At 66.1% G+C, this 15,065-nt stretch carries 15 protein-coding genes; 9 read left to right on the top strand and 6 right to left on the bottom strand.

Annotation, left to right across the window (positions count from 1 at the left end; genetic code table 11):
- Positions 1 to 117 precede the first annotated feature (117 nt).
- The 3 genes from RM463_RS13090 (at position 118) to RM463_RS13100 (ending at position 4,434) form a co-directional block, all read left to right on the top strand.
- The gene (locus tag RM463_RS13090) at positions 118 to 1,824 is read left to right on the top strand and encodes a VRR-NUC domain-containing protein (protein WP_195689833.1); all 1,707 of its coding nucleotides are present in this window, start codon (positions 118 to 120) and stop codon (positions 1,822 to 1,824) included.
- The gene (locus tag RM463_RS13095; RefSeq protein WP_195689834.1) at positions 1,821 to 4,145 is read left to right on the top strand and encodes an ATP-dependent DNA helicase; all 2,325 of its coding nucleotides are present in this window, start codon (positions 1,821 to 1,823) and stop codon (positions 4,143 to 4,145) included. Before RM463_RS13090 ends, RM463_RS13095 begins: the two co-directional genes overlap by 4 nt.
- A gap of 109 nt (positions 4,146 to 4,254) precedes the next feature.
- The gene (locus RM463_RS13100) at positions 4,255 to 4,434 is read left to right on the top strand and encodes a PLDc N-terminal domain-containing protein (RefSeq protein ID WP_195689835.1); all 180 of its coding nucleotides are present in this window, start codon (positions 4,255 to 4,257) and stop codon (positions 4,432 to 4,434) included.
- Between the two features lie 61 nt (positions 4,435 to 4,495).
- On the opposite strand, the gene RM463_RS13105 is transcribed toward RM463_RS13100, so the two are convergent.
- The gene (locus RM463_RS13105; protein WP_195689836.1) at positions 4,496 to 4,711 is read right to left on the bottom strand and encodes a DUF3565 domain-containing protein; all 216 of its coding nucleotides are present in this window, start codon (positions 4,709 to 4,711) and stop codon (positions 4,496 to 4,498) included.
- A gap of 345 nt (positions 4,712 to 5,056) precedes the next feature.
- On the opposite strand from RM463_RS13105, the gene RM463_RS13110 reads away from it, so the two are divergent.
- On the top strand, positions 5,057 to 5,770 hold the full coding sequence (locus RM463_RS13110; RefSeq protein ID WP_195689837.1) for a winged helix-turn-helix domain-containing protein: 714 nt from the start codon (positions 5,057 to 5,059) through the stop codon (positions 5,768 to 5,770).
- A gap of 3 nt (positions 5,771 to 5,773) precedes the next feature.
- The gene (locus RM463_RS13115; RefSeq protein ID WP_195689838.1) at positions 5,774 to 7,387 is read left to right on the top strand and encodes an ATP-binding protein; all 1,614 of its coding nucleotides are present in this window, start codon (positions 5,774 to 5,776) and stop codon (positions 7,385 to 7,387) included.
- 2 nt (positions 7,388 to 7,389) lie between these two features.
- Here the strand turns inward: RM463_RS13115 and RM463_RS13120 are convergent, their stop codons facing one another.
- Positions 7,390 to 8,304 (bottom strand): LysR family transcriptional regulator, encoded by a 915-nt coding sequence (locus RM463_RS13120; RefSeq protein WP_195689839.1) that lies wholly within the window; start codon positions 8,302 to 8,304, stop codon positions 7,390 to 7,392.
- A gap of 180 nt (positions 8,305 to 8,484) precedes the next feature.
- On the opposite strand from RM463_RS13120, the gene RM463_RS13125 reads away from it, so the two are divergent.
- Positions 8,485 to 9,180 carry a COG3650 family protein gene (locus tag RM463_RS13125; RefSeq protein ID WP_195689840.1) on the top strand — a complete coding sequence of 232 codons (696 nt, stop codon included), beginning with the start codon at positions 8,485 to 8,487 and terminating at the stop codon, positions 9,178 to 9,180.
- A 190-nt stretch (positions 9,181 to 9,370) separates the two neighbouring features.
- Positions 9,371 to 9,979, top strand: coding sequence for an FMN-dependent NADH-azoreductase (locus RM463_RS13130; RefSeq protein ID WP_195689841.1), 609 nt, complete (start codon positions 9,371 to 9,373; stop codon positions 9,977 to 9,979).
- Positions 9,980 to 10,092: 113 nt separating this feature from the next.
- On the opposite strand, the gene RM463_RS13135 is transcribed toward RM463_RS13130, so the two are convergent.
- Positions 10,093 to 10,629 (bottom strand): DNA-3-methyladenine glycosylase I, encoded by a 537-nt coding sequence (locus RM463_RS13135; RefSeq protein WP_195689842.1) that lies wholly within the window; start codon positions 10,627 to 10,629, stop codon positions 10,093 to 10,095.
- A 98-nt stretch (positions 10,630 to 10,727) separates the two neighbouring features.
- Between RM463_RS13135 and gloA the strand changes: the two genes are divergently transcribed.
- Entirely contained in the window at positions 10,728 to 11,168 is a 441-nt protein-coding gene (gloA, locus tag RM463_RS13140; RefSeq protein ID WP_132041997.1) for a lactoylglutathione lyase, read from the top strand.
- Positions 11,162 to 11,638, top strand: a complete 477-nt coding sequence (locus tag RM463_RS13145; RefSeq protein WP_229333208.1) for an META domain-containing protein — start codon at positions 11,162 to 11,164, stop codon at positions 11,636 to 11,638. Before gloA ends, RM463_RS13145 begins: the two co-directional genes overlap by 7 nt.
- A 128-nt stretch (positions 11,639 to 11,766) precedes the next feature.
- Here the strand turns inward: RM463_RS13145 and secF are convergent, their stop codons facing one another.
- The 3 genes from secF to yajC all read right to left on the bottom strand — a co-directional run bounded on the left by secF (position 11,767) and on the right by yajC (position 15,015).
- Complete coding sequence (gene secF, locus RM463_RS13150) at positions 11,767 to 12,690, bottom strand: protein translocase subunit SecF (protein ID WP_195689843.1); 924 nt, start codon at positions 12,688 to 12,690, stop codon at positions 11,767 to 11,769.
- 9 nt (positions 12,691 to 12,699) lie between these two features.
- Positions 12,700 to 14,550 (bottom strand): protein translocase subunit SecD, encoded by a 1,851-nt coding sequence (secD, locus tag RM463_RS13155; protein ID WP_195689844.1) that lies wholly within the window; start codon positions 14,548 to 14,550, stop codon positions 12,700 to 12,702.
- Positions 14,551 to 14,682: 132 nt separating this feature from the next.
- Entirely contained in the window at positions 14,683 to 15,015 is a 333-nt protein-coding gene (yajC, locus tag RM463_RS13160; protein ID WP_195689845.1) for a preprotein translocase subunit YajC, read from the bottom strand.
- Positions 15,016 to 15,065: the final 50 nt, after the last annotated feature.

The following is a 15,065-nucleotide window of genomic DNA, read 5'->3' on the forward strand; positions in this document are numbered from 1 at the left end:
CGCCACCGACATTGCTGCCTTGGGCTGTCGCAGATGGCAGCACCGCTCAAGACTTTTCCGGCGACTGGCCGTCGTTGGAGGGGTGAGTCTGCCCCTGTCGGCTGATATCATGGATATATGAACAGTAATCAAGGCATCGCCGCCCCCCTCGAAGACCCGCTGTATTACCTGGCAAACTTCGAGCATGTGCTGGCCTGGGTGGCCGAGCGCCACGGCGACCTGCTCGGCGATGATGAGCACGCCTTCCTGGCTCTGTTTGCCGGCCTGCCGCTTGGTTCACGGGCGCTGCTGGTGCGCATGGTCATGCGCAAGGGCGAGCACTTTCGCCCTTCGCGGCTGGCCTATCCCGAGATCGATGCCGAGATCGGCGATACCGAGTCGGCGCTGGCGCCGCTGGTGGCGGCCGGGCTGGTGGAAGAGGCGCCGGTGCTCGATGTGGCGACGCTCTTCACCCAGCTGCGACTCACCGAGCTGCGCCAGGCCCTGGCGGCAGAGATCGCCGAGGCGGGCCTGCCTGCGACCGTGGGCAAGGGAGCCCTGCGCGAGGCGCTGCTGGCGCGAGAGCCGGTGCCGCGACCGCTGAGCGCCTGGTGGCCGGAGGCCCCCGAACGAGTGGTGCGGGTGCGCATCATGGCGACCTGTGATCGTCTGCGGCTGATGTTCTTCGGCAACCTGCGCCAGGACTGGTCGGAGTTCGTGCTTGCCGAGCTGGGGCATCAGCGCTTCGAAAGAGTGGCATTCGGTGTCGACTCCCGGGCCTTTCACCGGCGTGACCAGGTCGATGCCTATCTGGCACTGCATGACCTGCGGCGGCGGCTGGAGGAGGGCGAGTCGCCTGCGGATCTGGCCGAGGCGCTGCCCGCCAGGCCCGGCAACTCCTGGCTGGCGTCGCGAGACGCGCGCCTGTGCCTCGCGCTGGGGCGTCGGGCGGAGCGTGACGGGATGGCCGAACTGGCATCGACACTCTACCGACGAGCCGGCTGGCCGGCACCCGAGGCCAGTGGGGAGGGGCGGATTCGCTACCTGCGACTGGCCGAGCGTCAGGGGCGCTGGCGTCAGGCGCTGATCCTGGCCGAGCCGCTGGCGCGTGTCACCCGCGACGACGTGGAGGCCCAGGCCCTGGGCCGGCTGCTGACGCGACTGCGCCGCCGCCTGAGCCTGGTGCCGGAGACGCCTGCCCCCGAACCCGCCCCCGAGCGTTTCACGCTGCGCCTGCCAGGCCCCGGCCGGGTCGAGCAGACGGTACGGGAGCACCTGCATCGCGAGGCGGCACCGGTCCATTATGTGGAGAACACCCTGCTGACCGGCCTGTTCGGCCTGCTCTGCTGGGAGGCGCTCTTCACGCCGTTGCCCGGTGCCTTCTTTCACCCCTTCCAGGCCGGCCCCGCGGACCTCTATCGAGACGACTTCGTGACCCGCCGCCGTGACCATTTCGAGGCGTGTCTGGCACGGCTGGATAATGGTCGATACCGCCGGACGATCCTGGCTACCTGGCGCGACAAGCAGGGGCTTGCCAACTCCTTCGTGCACTGGGAAGCGCTCGATGAGGCGCTGCTCACCCAGGCACTGGCCTGTATTCCCCCCGTCCATCTGCGTATCTGCTTCGACCATCTGCTGAGCAACCTGAGAGCCAACCGGGCGGGCCTGCCGGATCTGATACAGCTGTTTCTCGAGGCCTCGCCGGGTGAGCCGCGCTACCGGCTGATCGAGGTCAAGGGCCCGGGGGACCGGCTGCAGGACAACCAGCGGCGCTGGATGACTCTCTTCCATCGCCATGAGATACCGGCAGCGGTCTGCCATCTGGAGTGGGTGAGGGAGAGATGAGTGGCCCGCAGCCGCTGCGCGTCGGGGTGCGCACCCTGTGCGACGTCACCGCCCGGGAGGGCGACCTCGACCATCGCTTCACTCCCTCGCCCAGTGCCCGGGAGGGGCTCGAGGGGCAGCGCGAAATCGCCAGGCGCCGGGGCGCGGACTACCTCACGGAAGTGGCGCTGGCCGGCGAGGTGGCGGGGCTCGTGGTGCGTGGACGCGCCGATGGTTACGACCCGGCAGCCAATCGTCTGGAGGAGATCAAGACCCATCGCGGTGATATCGCGCGGCTGGCAAGCAACCAGCGCGCCCTGCATCGTGCCCAGCTGCGTAGCTACGGCGCCCTGCTATGCGCCGAGCGACACCTCGAGTCGGTCGAGCTGGCACTGGTTTACCTGGAGGTGGGCAGTGGGCGCGAGACGCGGTTCAGCGAGCATGCCACCGCCGCCGCACTGTGGCAGGAGCTGGCGGAGCGCTGCCGACGCTATCGTGCCTGGGCCGAACGGGAAGCGCAGCATCGCCGCCAGCGTGACGCTGCGTTGTGCGAGCTCGGCTTTCCCTTCGCCGACTTCCGCCCCGGGCAGCGGCATCTGGCCGAGGAGAGCTACAAGGCCGCCGCCACCGGTCGGGTGCTGATGGCTCAGGCCCCTACCGGTATCGGCAAGACGCTGGGTACGCTCTTCCCGCTGCTCACGGCGATGCCGCGACACGGACTGGACCGACTCGCCTACCTGACCATGAAGACGCCGGGGCGACGCCTGGCTCTCGAGGCGCTGACACGGCTGGGCGCCCACCCGAAGCAGGGCAGCCTGGCACTGCGCGTGCTGGAGCTGACCGCGCGGGAGAAGGCCTGTGAGTACCCGGGGCGCGCCTGTCATGGCGAGGCCTGCCCGCTGGCTGCCGGCTTCTATGACCGCCTGCCGGCGGCACGCGAGGCGGCGGCCGAGCGACGCTGGCTGGACCGCGAGTCATTGCGTGAGCTGGCCGTCGAGCATGGGGTCTGCCCCTACTATCTCGGACAGGAGATGGCGCGCTGGAGCGATGTGGTCGTCGGCGATGTCAATCACTGGTTCGATGATCATGCGCTGCTCCACGGTTTGGCGCGGGAGCAGGGCTGGCGCGTCGGGGTGCTGGTGGACGAGGCCCACAACCTGATCGCCCGGGCGCGAGGCATGTACAGCGTGTCCCTGGCTCAGCGCGACCTGGGAAGACTCAAGCGCAGCGCCCCGGAGCGACTCAAGGCCCCGCTGGGGAGGCTGCAGCGGCAGTGGCAGATTCTGGTGCGCGAGGCGGGGCTCGGAGAAGGCGGTGGGCCTGGTCGACCCGCTGTACGGCATCTGGAGACCCTGCCGCCCTCCCTGCTGGGCAGCCTCCAGACGCTGGCCTCCGCGCTCGCCGAGGCCCTGGGAGAGCATCCGGAACTGGGGGCAGAGTGGCAGGAGCTGCTGTTCGAGTCCCTGGCGTTCCTGCGCCTGGCCGAACGCCTTGGCGATCACACGCTGTGTGAGCTGACTCGCGAGGGGCGGGGAAGGGCGCGGCTGGCACTGCACAACCTGATTCCGGCGGATTTCCTCGCGCCGCGCTTCGCCGCGGCGCACTGTGTGGTGCTGTTCTCGGCGACCCTGGGGCCGGCCGATTACCAGCGTGATCTATTGGGGCTGCCCGAGGGCAGCGTCTGGCGAGAGGTCCCATCCCCGTTTGCCGCCAGCCAGCTGGAGGTCTCCGTTCGCGCCGATATCTCGACGCGGCTGCAAGACCGGGAAGCCTCGCTTGATCCCATCGTGGCTGAGATCGCCGCGCAGCATGCGAGGCGCCCCGGCCACTATCTGGCCTTCTTCAGCAGCTTCGCCTATCTGGAGGCGGTCTTTGCCCATTTCGTCGCCTGTCATCCCCGGATCCCCGCCTGGGCCCAGGAGCGACGCATGAGCGAGACGGCACGCGATGCCTTCCTGTCACGCTTCACCGACGATGGTCGTGGCATCGGGTTCGCGGTGCTGGGAGGCGCCTTCGGTGAGGGCATCGACCTGCCCGGTGAGCGACTGGTGGGGGCCTTTGTGGCGACCCTGGGGCTCCCGCCGGCGGACCCCCTCAATGAGGCACTCAGAACGCGGCTGCAGGCTCGCTACGGGCGCGGCGACGAGTACGCCTACCGGGTCCCGGGGATGGTCAAGGTGGTGCAGGCGGCGGGCCGGGTGATTCGCGACCCCGAGGATAGTGGCACGCTGGTGCTGATGGATGATCGCTTCGCTCGCGACGAGGTACGCCAGCACCTGCCTCGCTGGTGGGGGGAGCCGCTTGTCAGGGCGGCCGGGCCGACAGGGCGTGTTCCGGACTGATGCAGGGGCAGGAAAAACCTTAACAAGGAGTTACTGTACCCGCAGCCAGGGCTGTGCTACCTCTTAAGTGGTCAATTCAGATCAATGGAAGTGACAAGGAGGTACTGGCATGGGTATCGAAGTAACCGGTCTTTTAGGGCTCATCTGGCTGATCATCGTCATCTGGGCCATCGTCAAGGTGGCCAAGAGTGCGGCCAGTGGCCTGGCCAAGGTGATCTGGATCATCGTGCTGCTGGTCTTCCCGCTGGTGGGGTTGATCGTCTGGTTCCTGTTCGGCCCCAAGGGATAGCCGTGCCAGGAAAGCAAGTGGCACATCGGGCCGCCCTCGGGCGGCCCGATATTTTTCTGCCTCAGGCGGGTGGCGGGTTGTCACGTGGTTCGTTGCGGTCGCACTTGACGCATTCGAGCGGCAGGCCGAGGCGCGAGCGTCTCCCCGCCGCGGTGATGACCCAGGGGCGCTCCACCCAGGGCGGCTGGTGGCGCACATGCTGGTTATGGCCACAGGCCAGCTCGGCCACCCAGTGGCCTTCCGTGTCGCGATGGTAGCCGATGATAGGCTGTTGCATGGCGTCAGTGCGGTTTCGGTGGCGCCTTGTAGTGACCCGGCACCGTGACGCGCTCGCCGCTCGGTAGGGTGCGCACATGGGTGGGAACGTAGATCCGCTTGATGACACTCTTGCTCATGCTGGACTCCCTGAGTCGCGTCTTGTGCTGTCGAGGCCTTTCAGTGTGTGCTCCAGGACCATGGCAGGCAATACCTCTCTGGGACCATGCCTCTCAGGGATCACGCCGCACGGCCCGTGTTGCTGCATTCATGCAGGCGCGAGTTGTAATTTCAGGTATCCTTTGACAAAAGGCGGCTGGACACTTTGCAAGGCTGCTACACAGCAATCAATGGAGCGTACACGAGAATGGTTGATAGCCTGCAGCCTAGGGAGCAGGATCATGTGCTGATAGTCGAGGATGATGAGCGCCTGGCGAGTCTGACCCGCGACTATCTGGAGGCCAACGGCTTTCGCGTGACACTGGAAGCCGATGGTGCCCGCGGAGTCGAGAGCATTCTTTCCCTGCAGCCGGACCTGGTGATTCTCGACCTGATGCTGCCCGGTGAGGACGGCCTGTCGATCTGCCGGCGTGTGCGCGACGACTATCCCGGGCCTATCCTGATGCTCACCGCCCGCACCGATGACATGGATCAGGTGCTCGGGCTGGAAATGGGGGCCGATGACTATGTCGCCAAGCCGGTGCAGCCACGGGTCCTGCTGGCGCGCATGCGTGCCCTGTTGCGGCGCTCCGAGCCCGTCGAGGAGAGCGGTGAAACGCGCCTTGCCTTCGGCGATCTGGATATCGACAACGCGACCCGCGAGGCGTGGCTGGCGGGCGAGCGCATCGAGCTGACCAGCGCCGAGTTTGACCTGCTGTGGCTGCTGGCCAGCAACGCGGGCAAGGTGCTGACCCGTGAAGAGATATTCTCTCAGCTGCGCGGCATCAAGTATGACGGCCAGGACCGTTCCATCGATGTGCGCGTCTCGCGCATTCGCCCCAAGATCGGTGATGATCCCAACCAGCCGCACCGCATCAAGACCGTGCGCAGCAAGGGCTACCTGTTCGTCAAGGATGCCTGAACCATGCGCCGAGTCCTGGCCGACAGCACCTTCCTGCGTGTCTATCTGCTGCTGGCGCTGGCGCTGCTGCTGACCTTCGGTCTCGGCCTGCTGGGTGTGGCGCTGGTTGACCAGGTACGCCGAGAAGCCCATCGCGAACAGCTGGCCGAGGCGCCGATGCGTCTGCTGACCGAACGACTCTCGAGGCTGCCACCCGCGGCGCACCAGGCCTGGCTCGAGGCGCAAGGCAGACGCCTGGACATGCAGGCCAGTATCGGGCCGCTGGAGGAGGCCTCACTAGGCTACTTCTCGCGGCGCCGCCTGGCCGATGGCAAGGTGCTGGTGCAGCCGCGTGACGATCAGGGCTGGCGGCTGTTTTCGCTGCTGCCCGGGGGGGAGCGCCTGCTGCGTGTCGATCTCGTCAACCTGAGCGAGCATCAGCTGCGTGGCCTGACCGAGCTGCTTGGCCGATGGCTGTCGGAGATGCCCCCCTCTGCACGCCATTCGAGTCTCGAGGACCTGACCCGCGGTAGCCTGTCGGTGTCTCTGGAGGAGGCGCCTCCTCAAGGCCTGGATGACTACCAGCTGCGTCGACTTACCGCCGGTGAGGTGGTGATCGAGCTGCTGCCTGGGCGCTGGTCGGTCGCGATCTATCTGGCGCTTCAGGATCTCAGTGGTGATGCCAGCTGGCTGGTGGTCGGCCCGGTCCAGGCCTTCGAACCGATGCCTGGGTCGCTTCAGCTCCTGCTGGTGCTGATCATGCTGGCCGTGCTGGGCGTGACCATCTATCTGATCGTGCGCGGTGTCGAGGCGCGCATGGTGCGGCTGGAGCTGGCCGCGTCGCGTATCGCGGCCGGACGACTGGATACCCGGGTCAAGGTGGAGAGTGCCGATTTCATCGGGCGTCTCGGCATGGCACTCAATGGCATGGCGGCGCAGGTGCAGTCGCTGCTGCGCGCCCAGCAGGACATGATTCGTGCGGTATCCCACGAGTTGCGTACCCCGGTGGCCCGCATTCGCTTCGCCGTTCAGATGGTCGAGGACATGACCGAGGACCCGGCGGTGCGTCGGCAGCTTCAGGGAGCCGATGGGGATATCCAGGAACTCGATGACCTGATCGACGAGATCCTCACCTATGCCCGGCTGGGCAGCGAGGCCATCAATGGGCGCCAGATGAGTGCCGTGCCGGTGGAGTGTCGCGAGATGGCCGAACGGGTCATCGAGGCGCTGGCCCTTCTGCATGAGGGGCTGACGCTCGAGCTTGCCGAGGGCCCCAGCATGGAGGTGCTGGCCGAGCCGCGTTACCTTCAGCGCGCCCTGCAGAACCTGGTGGCCAACGCCTGCCGTCACGCACGCTCCCGGGTGGTGATCCGGTTGCAGCGAGAGCCTGCCCTGGTGAGGATCGATGTGGAGGATGATGGTCCCGGCGTGCCGCTGGCCGAGCGCCAGTCGATCTTCAAGCCCTTCTCGCGTCTCGACGACAGCCGCACGCGCAGCGCCGGCGGCTATGGCCTGGGGCTCTCCATCGTGCACAAAGTGATGAGCTGGCACGGTGGCAGCGTCGGTGTGGACGACAGTCCCGCGCTTGGGGGGGCACGCTTCACCCTGCTGCTGCCCCAGCGCCGCGAGGCCGAGTAGCCTCAGGCCGGCTTGATGCCGTCGAGTACCGCGAAGGAGGTCTCCCGAGCGGTACGCAGGAAGTCCTCCATCCATGTCGCCTGGCGTGTCTCCTCCCGAATCGCCGCGAAGAGTGTGCTCCACACGCCCTTCTCGCCGAGTGCCACGGCCTTCACGTAGTCGCGCTCCAGGTACTCGGTCAGGGCCCAGTTGGGCAGTGCACAGACACCGCGGCCGCTGGCCACCAGCTGCATCATCATGATGGTCAGCTCGGCGGTGCGTATCTCCCTGGGCTGTATGCCTGCCGGGTCGAGGAACTGGGTGAAGACGTCCAGCCGTGAGTGCTCCACCGGGTAGGTGATCAGGGTCTCTTCGCCGAGGGCCTCGGGGGTGACGAAGCCCTTGCCGGCCAGAGGGTGTTGACGGGCCACTGCCAGCAGTCCCTCATAGCGAAACAGCGGCTCGTAATGCACCCCGGGCAGGGGCTGGGGGTCGGCGGTGATCACCAGGTCGAGCTGCTCGCGGGCCAGGGCCGGGAGTGGGTCGAAGTGGTGTCCGCCGGGGATATCGATCTCCACTTCCGGCCAGTGATCCCGGAAGTGGTCGATGGTAGGCATCAACCACTGAAAACAGCTGTGGCACTCGATGGCCATATGCAGGCGCCCCTGCTCGTTGCCGGCGAGTCGTGCCAGGTCGCGCTCGGCCATGCGCACCTGGGGCAGCACCTGCTCGGCCAGGGTCAGCAGTCGCTGCCCGGCCCTGGTGAACTCCACGGGGCGCGTCTTGCGCACGAACAGCGGGCTGCCCAGACGCTCCTCCAGATCCTTGATCTGGTGGGAGAGGGCCGACTGGGTCAGGTGCACCCGTTCGGCCGCCTCCACCAGGGAGCCGGCGTCGCGCAGGGCGATCAATGTGCGGAGGTGTCGCAGCTCGAGCATGGGTGAGTCACTTTCATTTAAAAGACTTGGAAGCTTAGTTTGATTCACCACTAATGGCCAGCCGGAATCCGCCATATGCTTCATGCAGATCGTTCCAGCCATGACCGTTGGAGGCCGGGGAACGTGGGGGCTGTTATGCTTGGCTCCATCATGAAATCCTGATTCCCGAGAGGAGATGCCGTGTCCCGCCTTCACGCATTCGCCGCCCTGGGCCTGTCACTGCTGCTGGCAGGCTGTGCCACCGCCCCGGCGCCGATCACCACCGATGAGCATGCACCGCTGTTGCCCTCGACCCTCTTTCCCGGCGATGCCGAGGCCTTTATCGCCTGGCGGTGTTCGCCGGACCAGGGGCTGGTAACCGCCGGCGCCGAGGACGAGTTGAGAGTGTGGTCGACCCATGGCGCCTGGCGGCTCACGCCAGCCGTGGTCGCCGGTGGGAAGCGCTACGAGCAGGGGGAGCTGAGCTTCTGGAACACGGCCGATGGCGCCGTCGTCGAGTCGCCGCGTGGGCGGCTGATGTGCCAGGCGAGCATGCGTCGCCTGGCGCTGACTCGCGAACAGCGCCCCGGTGTGATGTTCCATGCCCGCGGCAATGAACCGGGCTGGACGGCAAGCCTTGCCCACGACCGACCCGAAGTGCTCCTCAGCCTCGATTACGGCAGTCGTGAGCAACGCCTTCCCTATCGTGTCACCCAGATGGATAACGAAGCGGGGAGGGTGGTCCTGGCCAGCGGTCGTGGTGATACCCCCTTCGAGCTGCGAATCGAGGCGCGGGCCTGCTTCGATGACATGAGCGGCGAGCCCTTCCCGGCCCGTGTGACCCTGAACGTGGGGGGCGAGCAGTATCGAGGCTGTGGTCAGGGTATCGCCCCCTGAGCGAGGCGAACCACGGGGGCGAGGCCTGTCCGTTCCGGTCAGATCGCTGGCCGGCTGGATAAGGAGGCCCCCGACAAGAGTTGATTTTTCGCTTATTTCGAACGTAATGCGCGTTTTTATGCGCTTTTTATTTCACTTCGTTCATCTATCATGGATGTCATTCACTTTTACCTGATCCAGGGAGACCTCCATGACCACTCGTGTCCTTATGCTTACCGCTTCCATTCTCGGCGAAAACGGTCAGTCGAAGGCCCTCGCCGACCACTTCATCGCCAGGGCCGAGGCGCGTGATGGAGTGGAGGTCACCCATCGCGACCTGGTGGCCGAGGAGCTGCCGCATCTGGGGCTGGCCGAGCTGGGTAGCTGGCAGGTTCCCGTGGCGGAGCGCAGCGATGAACAGCGTGAGCTGGTCGCCCGCTCCGATGCCCTGATCGCCGAGCTTCACGACCACGATGTGATCGTCCTGGCGGTACCGATGTACAACCTTGGCATCCCCAGCCAGCTCAAGGCGTGGTTCGATCGCGTGATGCGCGCCAGGGTAACGTTCCGCTATACCGAGAACGGCCCCCAGGGCCTGTTGGAGGGCAAGCGGGCGGTGATCCTGGCGGCGCGTGGCGGCCAGTATGCCGGCACCGAGAAGGATACCCAGACCCCGCATCTCAAGCTGATGCTGGGCATGATGGGCATTACCGAGGTGGACAGCGTGTTTGCCGAGGGGCTCAACATGGGCGGGAGTCATCGAGATAGCATGCTCAATGAGGCGCGGCAGGCCATCGATGGCCTGGTGGAGCGCCTGTAACTCCAGTTACCGGCTCTTAAGCTGAAGCACCCGGACACAATACAGCGGGGCGGTCATCGGGCCGCCCCGCTGTGTGTCGGTTGTGCGTCGGCGGCGAGGGAAGGCGCACCGGCTCAGATGCGGGTCCAGGGTGGGGCGGCTGCGAGGATGCGCGCCTGCACCGGGCAGTCATCACGGTGGGCGCCGGGCAGGTAGCCGGTACTCATCAGGAACTCGCCGGTGATCTCCGGCCCGGTGAACTTGAAGGTGCGCTTGAAGAGCCTGACCCAGTCGCCGTGGCTCAGCGGATGGTGGTGGTCGAGCCAGCCACGAAAGCCGCCGTGGCGAGCCCGTAGGGCCTGGATAACGCCGGCGTTGTGGATGACCGCCTCGATCTTGAGGCGATTGCGGATGATGCCTGCATCCTCGAGCAGCCGCCGGCGTTCCGTCTCCCCGTAGCTCGCCACCCTGTCGATGGAAAAGTTCTCGAAGGCTCGTTGGAAGGCCTCGCGCTTCTTCAGCACCGTGAGCCAGGAGAGCCCGGCCTGGTTGATCTCCAGCGCCAGGCGCTCGAAGAGGTCATCATCGTCGCCTACCGGGAAGCCGTACTCGTGGTCGTGGTAGGGACCGTGGAAGGGGTGCCCTAGGGCCAGATCACAGTAGTCGCTCATGGACGGGCCCCCCTCTCTGGATAATCCATCGAGTCATTACACCTCCCTCCTGTTGGGGTTTACACTGAGAGCTTACGCTACACGACAAGGAGTCTCACATGCAGTACCTGCATACCATGGTGCGTGTCAGCGACCTCGATGCGTCGCTGCGTTTCTATTGTGACCTGCTGGGCCTCAAGGAGGTGCGTCGCAAGGAGAACGACAAGGGGCGCTTCACCCTGGTCTTCCTGGCCGCCCCCGAGGATGAGGCCCGCTCGGCGGAGCTCAAGGCGCCGGAGCTGGAACTGACCTACAACTGGGACCCCGAGGAGTACGACGGCGGGCGCAACTTCGGCCACCTGGCCTACCGCGTGGATGATATCTACGCGCTCTGCGAGAAGCTTCAGGAGGCCGGCGTGACCATCAATCGCCCGCCTCGAGATGGCCATATGGCCTTCGTGCGAAGCCCCGACGGCATTTCGGTGGAGCTGTTGCAGAAGGGCGAGGCACTGCCGCCCCGCGAGCCCTGGGCATCCATGGAGAACACCGGCACATGGTAACCCTGACGCGTATGCCCCGGGCGCGCATGGCCCGTGCGGTGGCGTCACTGGCGGCGCTCTCTGCGCTGGCCCTGCTGGCCGGCTGTGGCAGTCATGCACCGGCGCCTGGCGAGCCGGTCGGCAGTGACCTGAGCGGCCCGATGGTGGAACAGCGCTGGAACCTGCTGCTGGTGGGCACCAGCGAGCGGCTGTCGATGCCCGAGACACCCTGGTTCGAGATCGGCCGTGACGGTCGCCTGGTCGGCAGCGACGGCTGCAACGAGATGCATGGCCAGGTGCGTCTCGGGGATAGCCAGCGCATCGAGGTCACCGAGCTTGCCACCACCCGTCGCGGCTGCCCCCAGCTGGATGACGCCGCACGGGTCACCACCATGCTGGAGAGCGCCTACCGCTACCTGATCGATCACGATCGCCTGGTGTTCTTCGGTCCCGACCAGCGGGTGCTGGGGGGCTGGCGCGAGGCCAACTGAGGCGGCCCCGGGTCCTGTGACCCGGCCTATAGAAAACGGAAACGAGAAGTGGAAAAGAGAAGCGCCCCGCCGAGCTGAAGTTCAAGGGCTCGGCGGGGCGCTTGCGTTGCGGCCTGTCGGCATGTTGCCTATGGCAGCTCTTCGGCCTCCGGGTCCTCCTTCTGTGCCGGGATCAGATCCTCGCGATTCAGCTTGATCGCGAGCAGCAGTGCCGAGGCCACATAGATGGAGGAGAAGGTACCGATCACCACGCCGATGATCAGGGCGATGGCGAAGCCCTCGATCATGTCGCCACCCAGCAGCAGCAGGGCGACCAGCACCAGCAGGGTGGTGCCGGAGGTGGCGAGGGTGCGCGACAGGGTCTGGTTGAGCGAGTCGTTGAAGATCGCCGGCATGTCGTCGATGCGTGACTTGCGGATGTTCTCGCGGATGCGGTCGTAGACCACGATGGTGTCGTTGAGCGAGTAGCCGATCACCGCCAGCACGGCGGCCAGCACGGTCAGGTCGAACTCGAGCTGGAACAGCGAGAAAGCACCCACCACGATGATCACGTCATGCATCAGGGCCAGCAGCGCGCCGATCGCGAACTTGTACTGGAAGCGGAAGGCCACGTAGAGCATCACGATGCCCAACGCCACCAGCAACCCGAGGCCGGACTGGTCGCGCAGCTGATCGCCCACCTGGGCGCCGACGAACTCGGCGCGTACCAGGTTGACCTCCTCGCCACCATGGCGCAGCAGCTCCACCACGCGGTCGCCGACGTCGGCATCGAAGGCCTGCTGCAGACGAATCAGCACCTCGTTGGCGGCGCCGAAGGTCTGCACCGAGACGTCACGGAACTCGGCGGCCTCCAGGGTCTGGCGCACCGCATCCAGGGAGGGCGCCACGGCGTAGCGTACCTCCACCAGGGTACCGCCGGTGAAGTCCAGGCCCAGGCTGAGCTGCTGGAACAGCAGCGAGAGGAGCGATGCCAGGATCAGCAGGGCGGAGATCCCGAAGGCGATCTTCCGCTTGCTCATGAAGTCGATCTGTCGATTGGCCAGGCTTTTCATGATCACCTCTTATATCCAGAGCTTCTTGACCGGCTTGCCGCCATAGACGAGATTCACCATGGCGCGGGTCACCATCAGGGCGGTGAACAGCGAGGTGAGAATGCCCAGCGACAGGGTCACGGCGAAGCCCTTGACCGGTCCGGTGCCGATCGAGAACAGAATCACCGCCACCAGCAGGGTGGTGATGTTGGCGTCGACGATGGAGGTGAAGGCGCGCTCGTAGCCGGCGTGTATCGCCTGCTGTACCGAGAGTCCCGTGCGCAGCTCCTCGCGTATTCGCTCGAAGATCAGCACGTTGGCGTCCACGGCCATGCCCAGCGTCAGCACGATGCCGGCGATGCCGGGCAGGGTAAGGGTGGCGCCGAGCATCGACATCGCCGCCACCAGCAGGGTCAGGTTGAGTGCCAGTGCCAGGTTGGCGAAGATGCCGAACACCTTGTAGCGGATCAGCATGAACAGCACCACCAGCAGCAGGCCGATCTGCACCGACATCACCCCGCGCTTGATGTTCTCCGCCCCCAGGCTGGGACCGATGGTGCGCTCCTGCACGAAGTAGATCGGTGCGGCCAGCGAGCCCGAACGCAGCAGCAGGGAGAGCTCCGCCGCCTCGGTGGGAGAATCGAGCCCGGTGATGCGGAAGCTGTTGCCCAGGGCGCTCTGGATGGTGGCCAGGCTGATGATGCCGCGCTCGGTGTAGGGGTCGCGGACCACCGTCTTCTCGCCATCGACCACCTCCACGCTGTCGCGGGTCTTGTGCTCGATGTAGACCACCGCCATGTTGCGGCCGATATTGGTGCGGGTGGCGCGGTTCATCAGGGTACCGCCGGTGCCGTCCAGGTTGATGTTGACCTGGGGGCGACCGTTCTCGTCGAAGCTGCGGTTGGCGTTGGAGACCTGGTCACCGGTGATGATCACGTCGCGCATCAGGTCGGCGCTGCGTGACGGCGCATTGCGGAACGTCAGGGTCTCGATCTCGCTGTCCGACGTATCGGGGCGCGCCTCGAGGCGGAACTCCAGGTTGGCGGTGGCACCGACGATGCGCTTGGCCTCCGCCGTGTCCTGGACCCCGGGTAGCTCGACCACGATGCGGTCCGGCCCCTGGCGCTGTACCAGCGGCTCTGCCACCCCCAGCTCGTTCACCCGGTTGCGCAGGGTGGTCAGGTTCTGGTTGATGGCGTAGTCCTGAATCGCGTTGACCGCCTGGTCGGTCAGGGTCATGGCCAGGGCGGCGCCGCGCCCATCACCGAGATTCTCGTACTGGAAGTCGGGGAACTCGCGGCTGATCAGGCTACGCGCGGTGTTGCGATCGTCGGCATCGGTGAAGGTCAGCGTCAGGGTTCGCCCATCGATCCGGGTGTCACGGTAGCGAATGCGCTCGTCGCGCAGCTGCTCGCGCATGGCGCTGGCGTTGACCTCCAGGCGCTGACTCACGGCGGCCGCCATGTCCACTTCCAGCAGGAAGTGCACGCCGCCGCGCAGGTCGAGGCCCAGGGTCATGGGGGAGGCGGAGAGCGACTGCAGCCATGCCGGGGTCGACTCGGCCAGGTTGAGGGCGACCACATACTCTTCGCCGAGCATGGCGGCCACGCGGTCGCGGGCGGCGAGCTGGGCGTCGGGATTGCCCAGGCGCAGCAGGGTGCTGGTCGGACTGCTTTCGACGTCCTTGATCTCGATGCCGGCATCGGCCAGGGATGACTGAATGCGCTCGAGCTGGCGCTCATCGACGGTGGCATCACCGCGCTCGCTGCTGATCTGGATCGCCGGATCCTCGGGGAAGAGGTTGGGTAACGAGTAGACCAGGCCGACGAGCAGGACGATGAGTATCAGCAGATACTTCCACAGGGGATAACGGTTGAGCATGCGAGCCCTGTCCTAGGTTGCTGACGAAGGGGGGAGCTGACGCGATCACACTACGGCGGCCACCGGTATGGCCGGCGGCGGTCGAAGATCGGCGCCGGCGTGTCGAGATGCCGGCACCGGGCAGGAGACGGGTCAGATGGACTTGATGGTGCCCTTGGGCAGCACCGCGGCAACGGCGCTCTTCTGTACGTTGACCTGGGTGCCCTCGGCGATCTCCATGGTCAGGAACTCGCTGTCGTCGCTGACCTTGGTGATGCGGCCGAGCATGCCGCCACCGATGACGATCTCGTCACCCTTGGCGAGGCCGGCGATAAGCTGCTTGTGCTGCTTGGCACGCTTGGCCTGGGGGCGCCACAGCAGGAAGTAGAAGATCGCAACGAAGCCGACCAGCATGACGATCTGGGCGATGCCGCCACCGGCGGGGGCATCCTGGGCGTAGGCCGGGGCGATGAAGAAATCCAGCATTGATGAGGGTCTCCTGATTGGGGTAGGTAAGGGGGACTGTCTCGCTCGGG

It is taken from the genome of Halomonas sp. LES1, from assembly GCF_031846005.1.
Lineage (GTDB): Bacteria > Pseudomonadota > Gammaproteobacteria > Pseudomonadales > Halomonadaceae > Halomonas.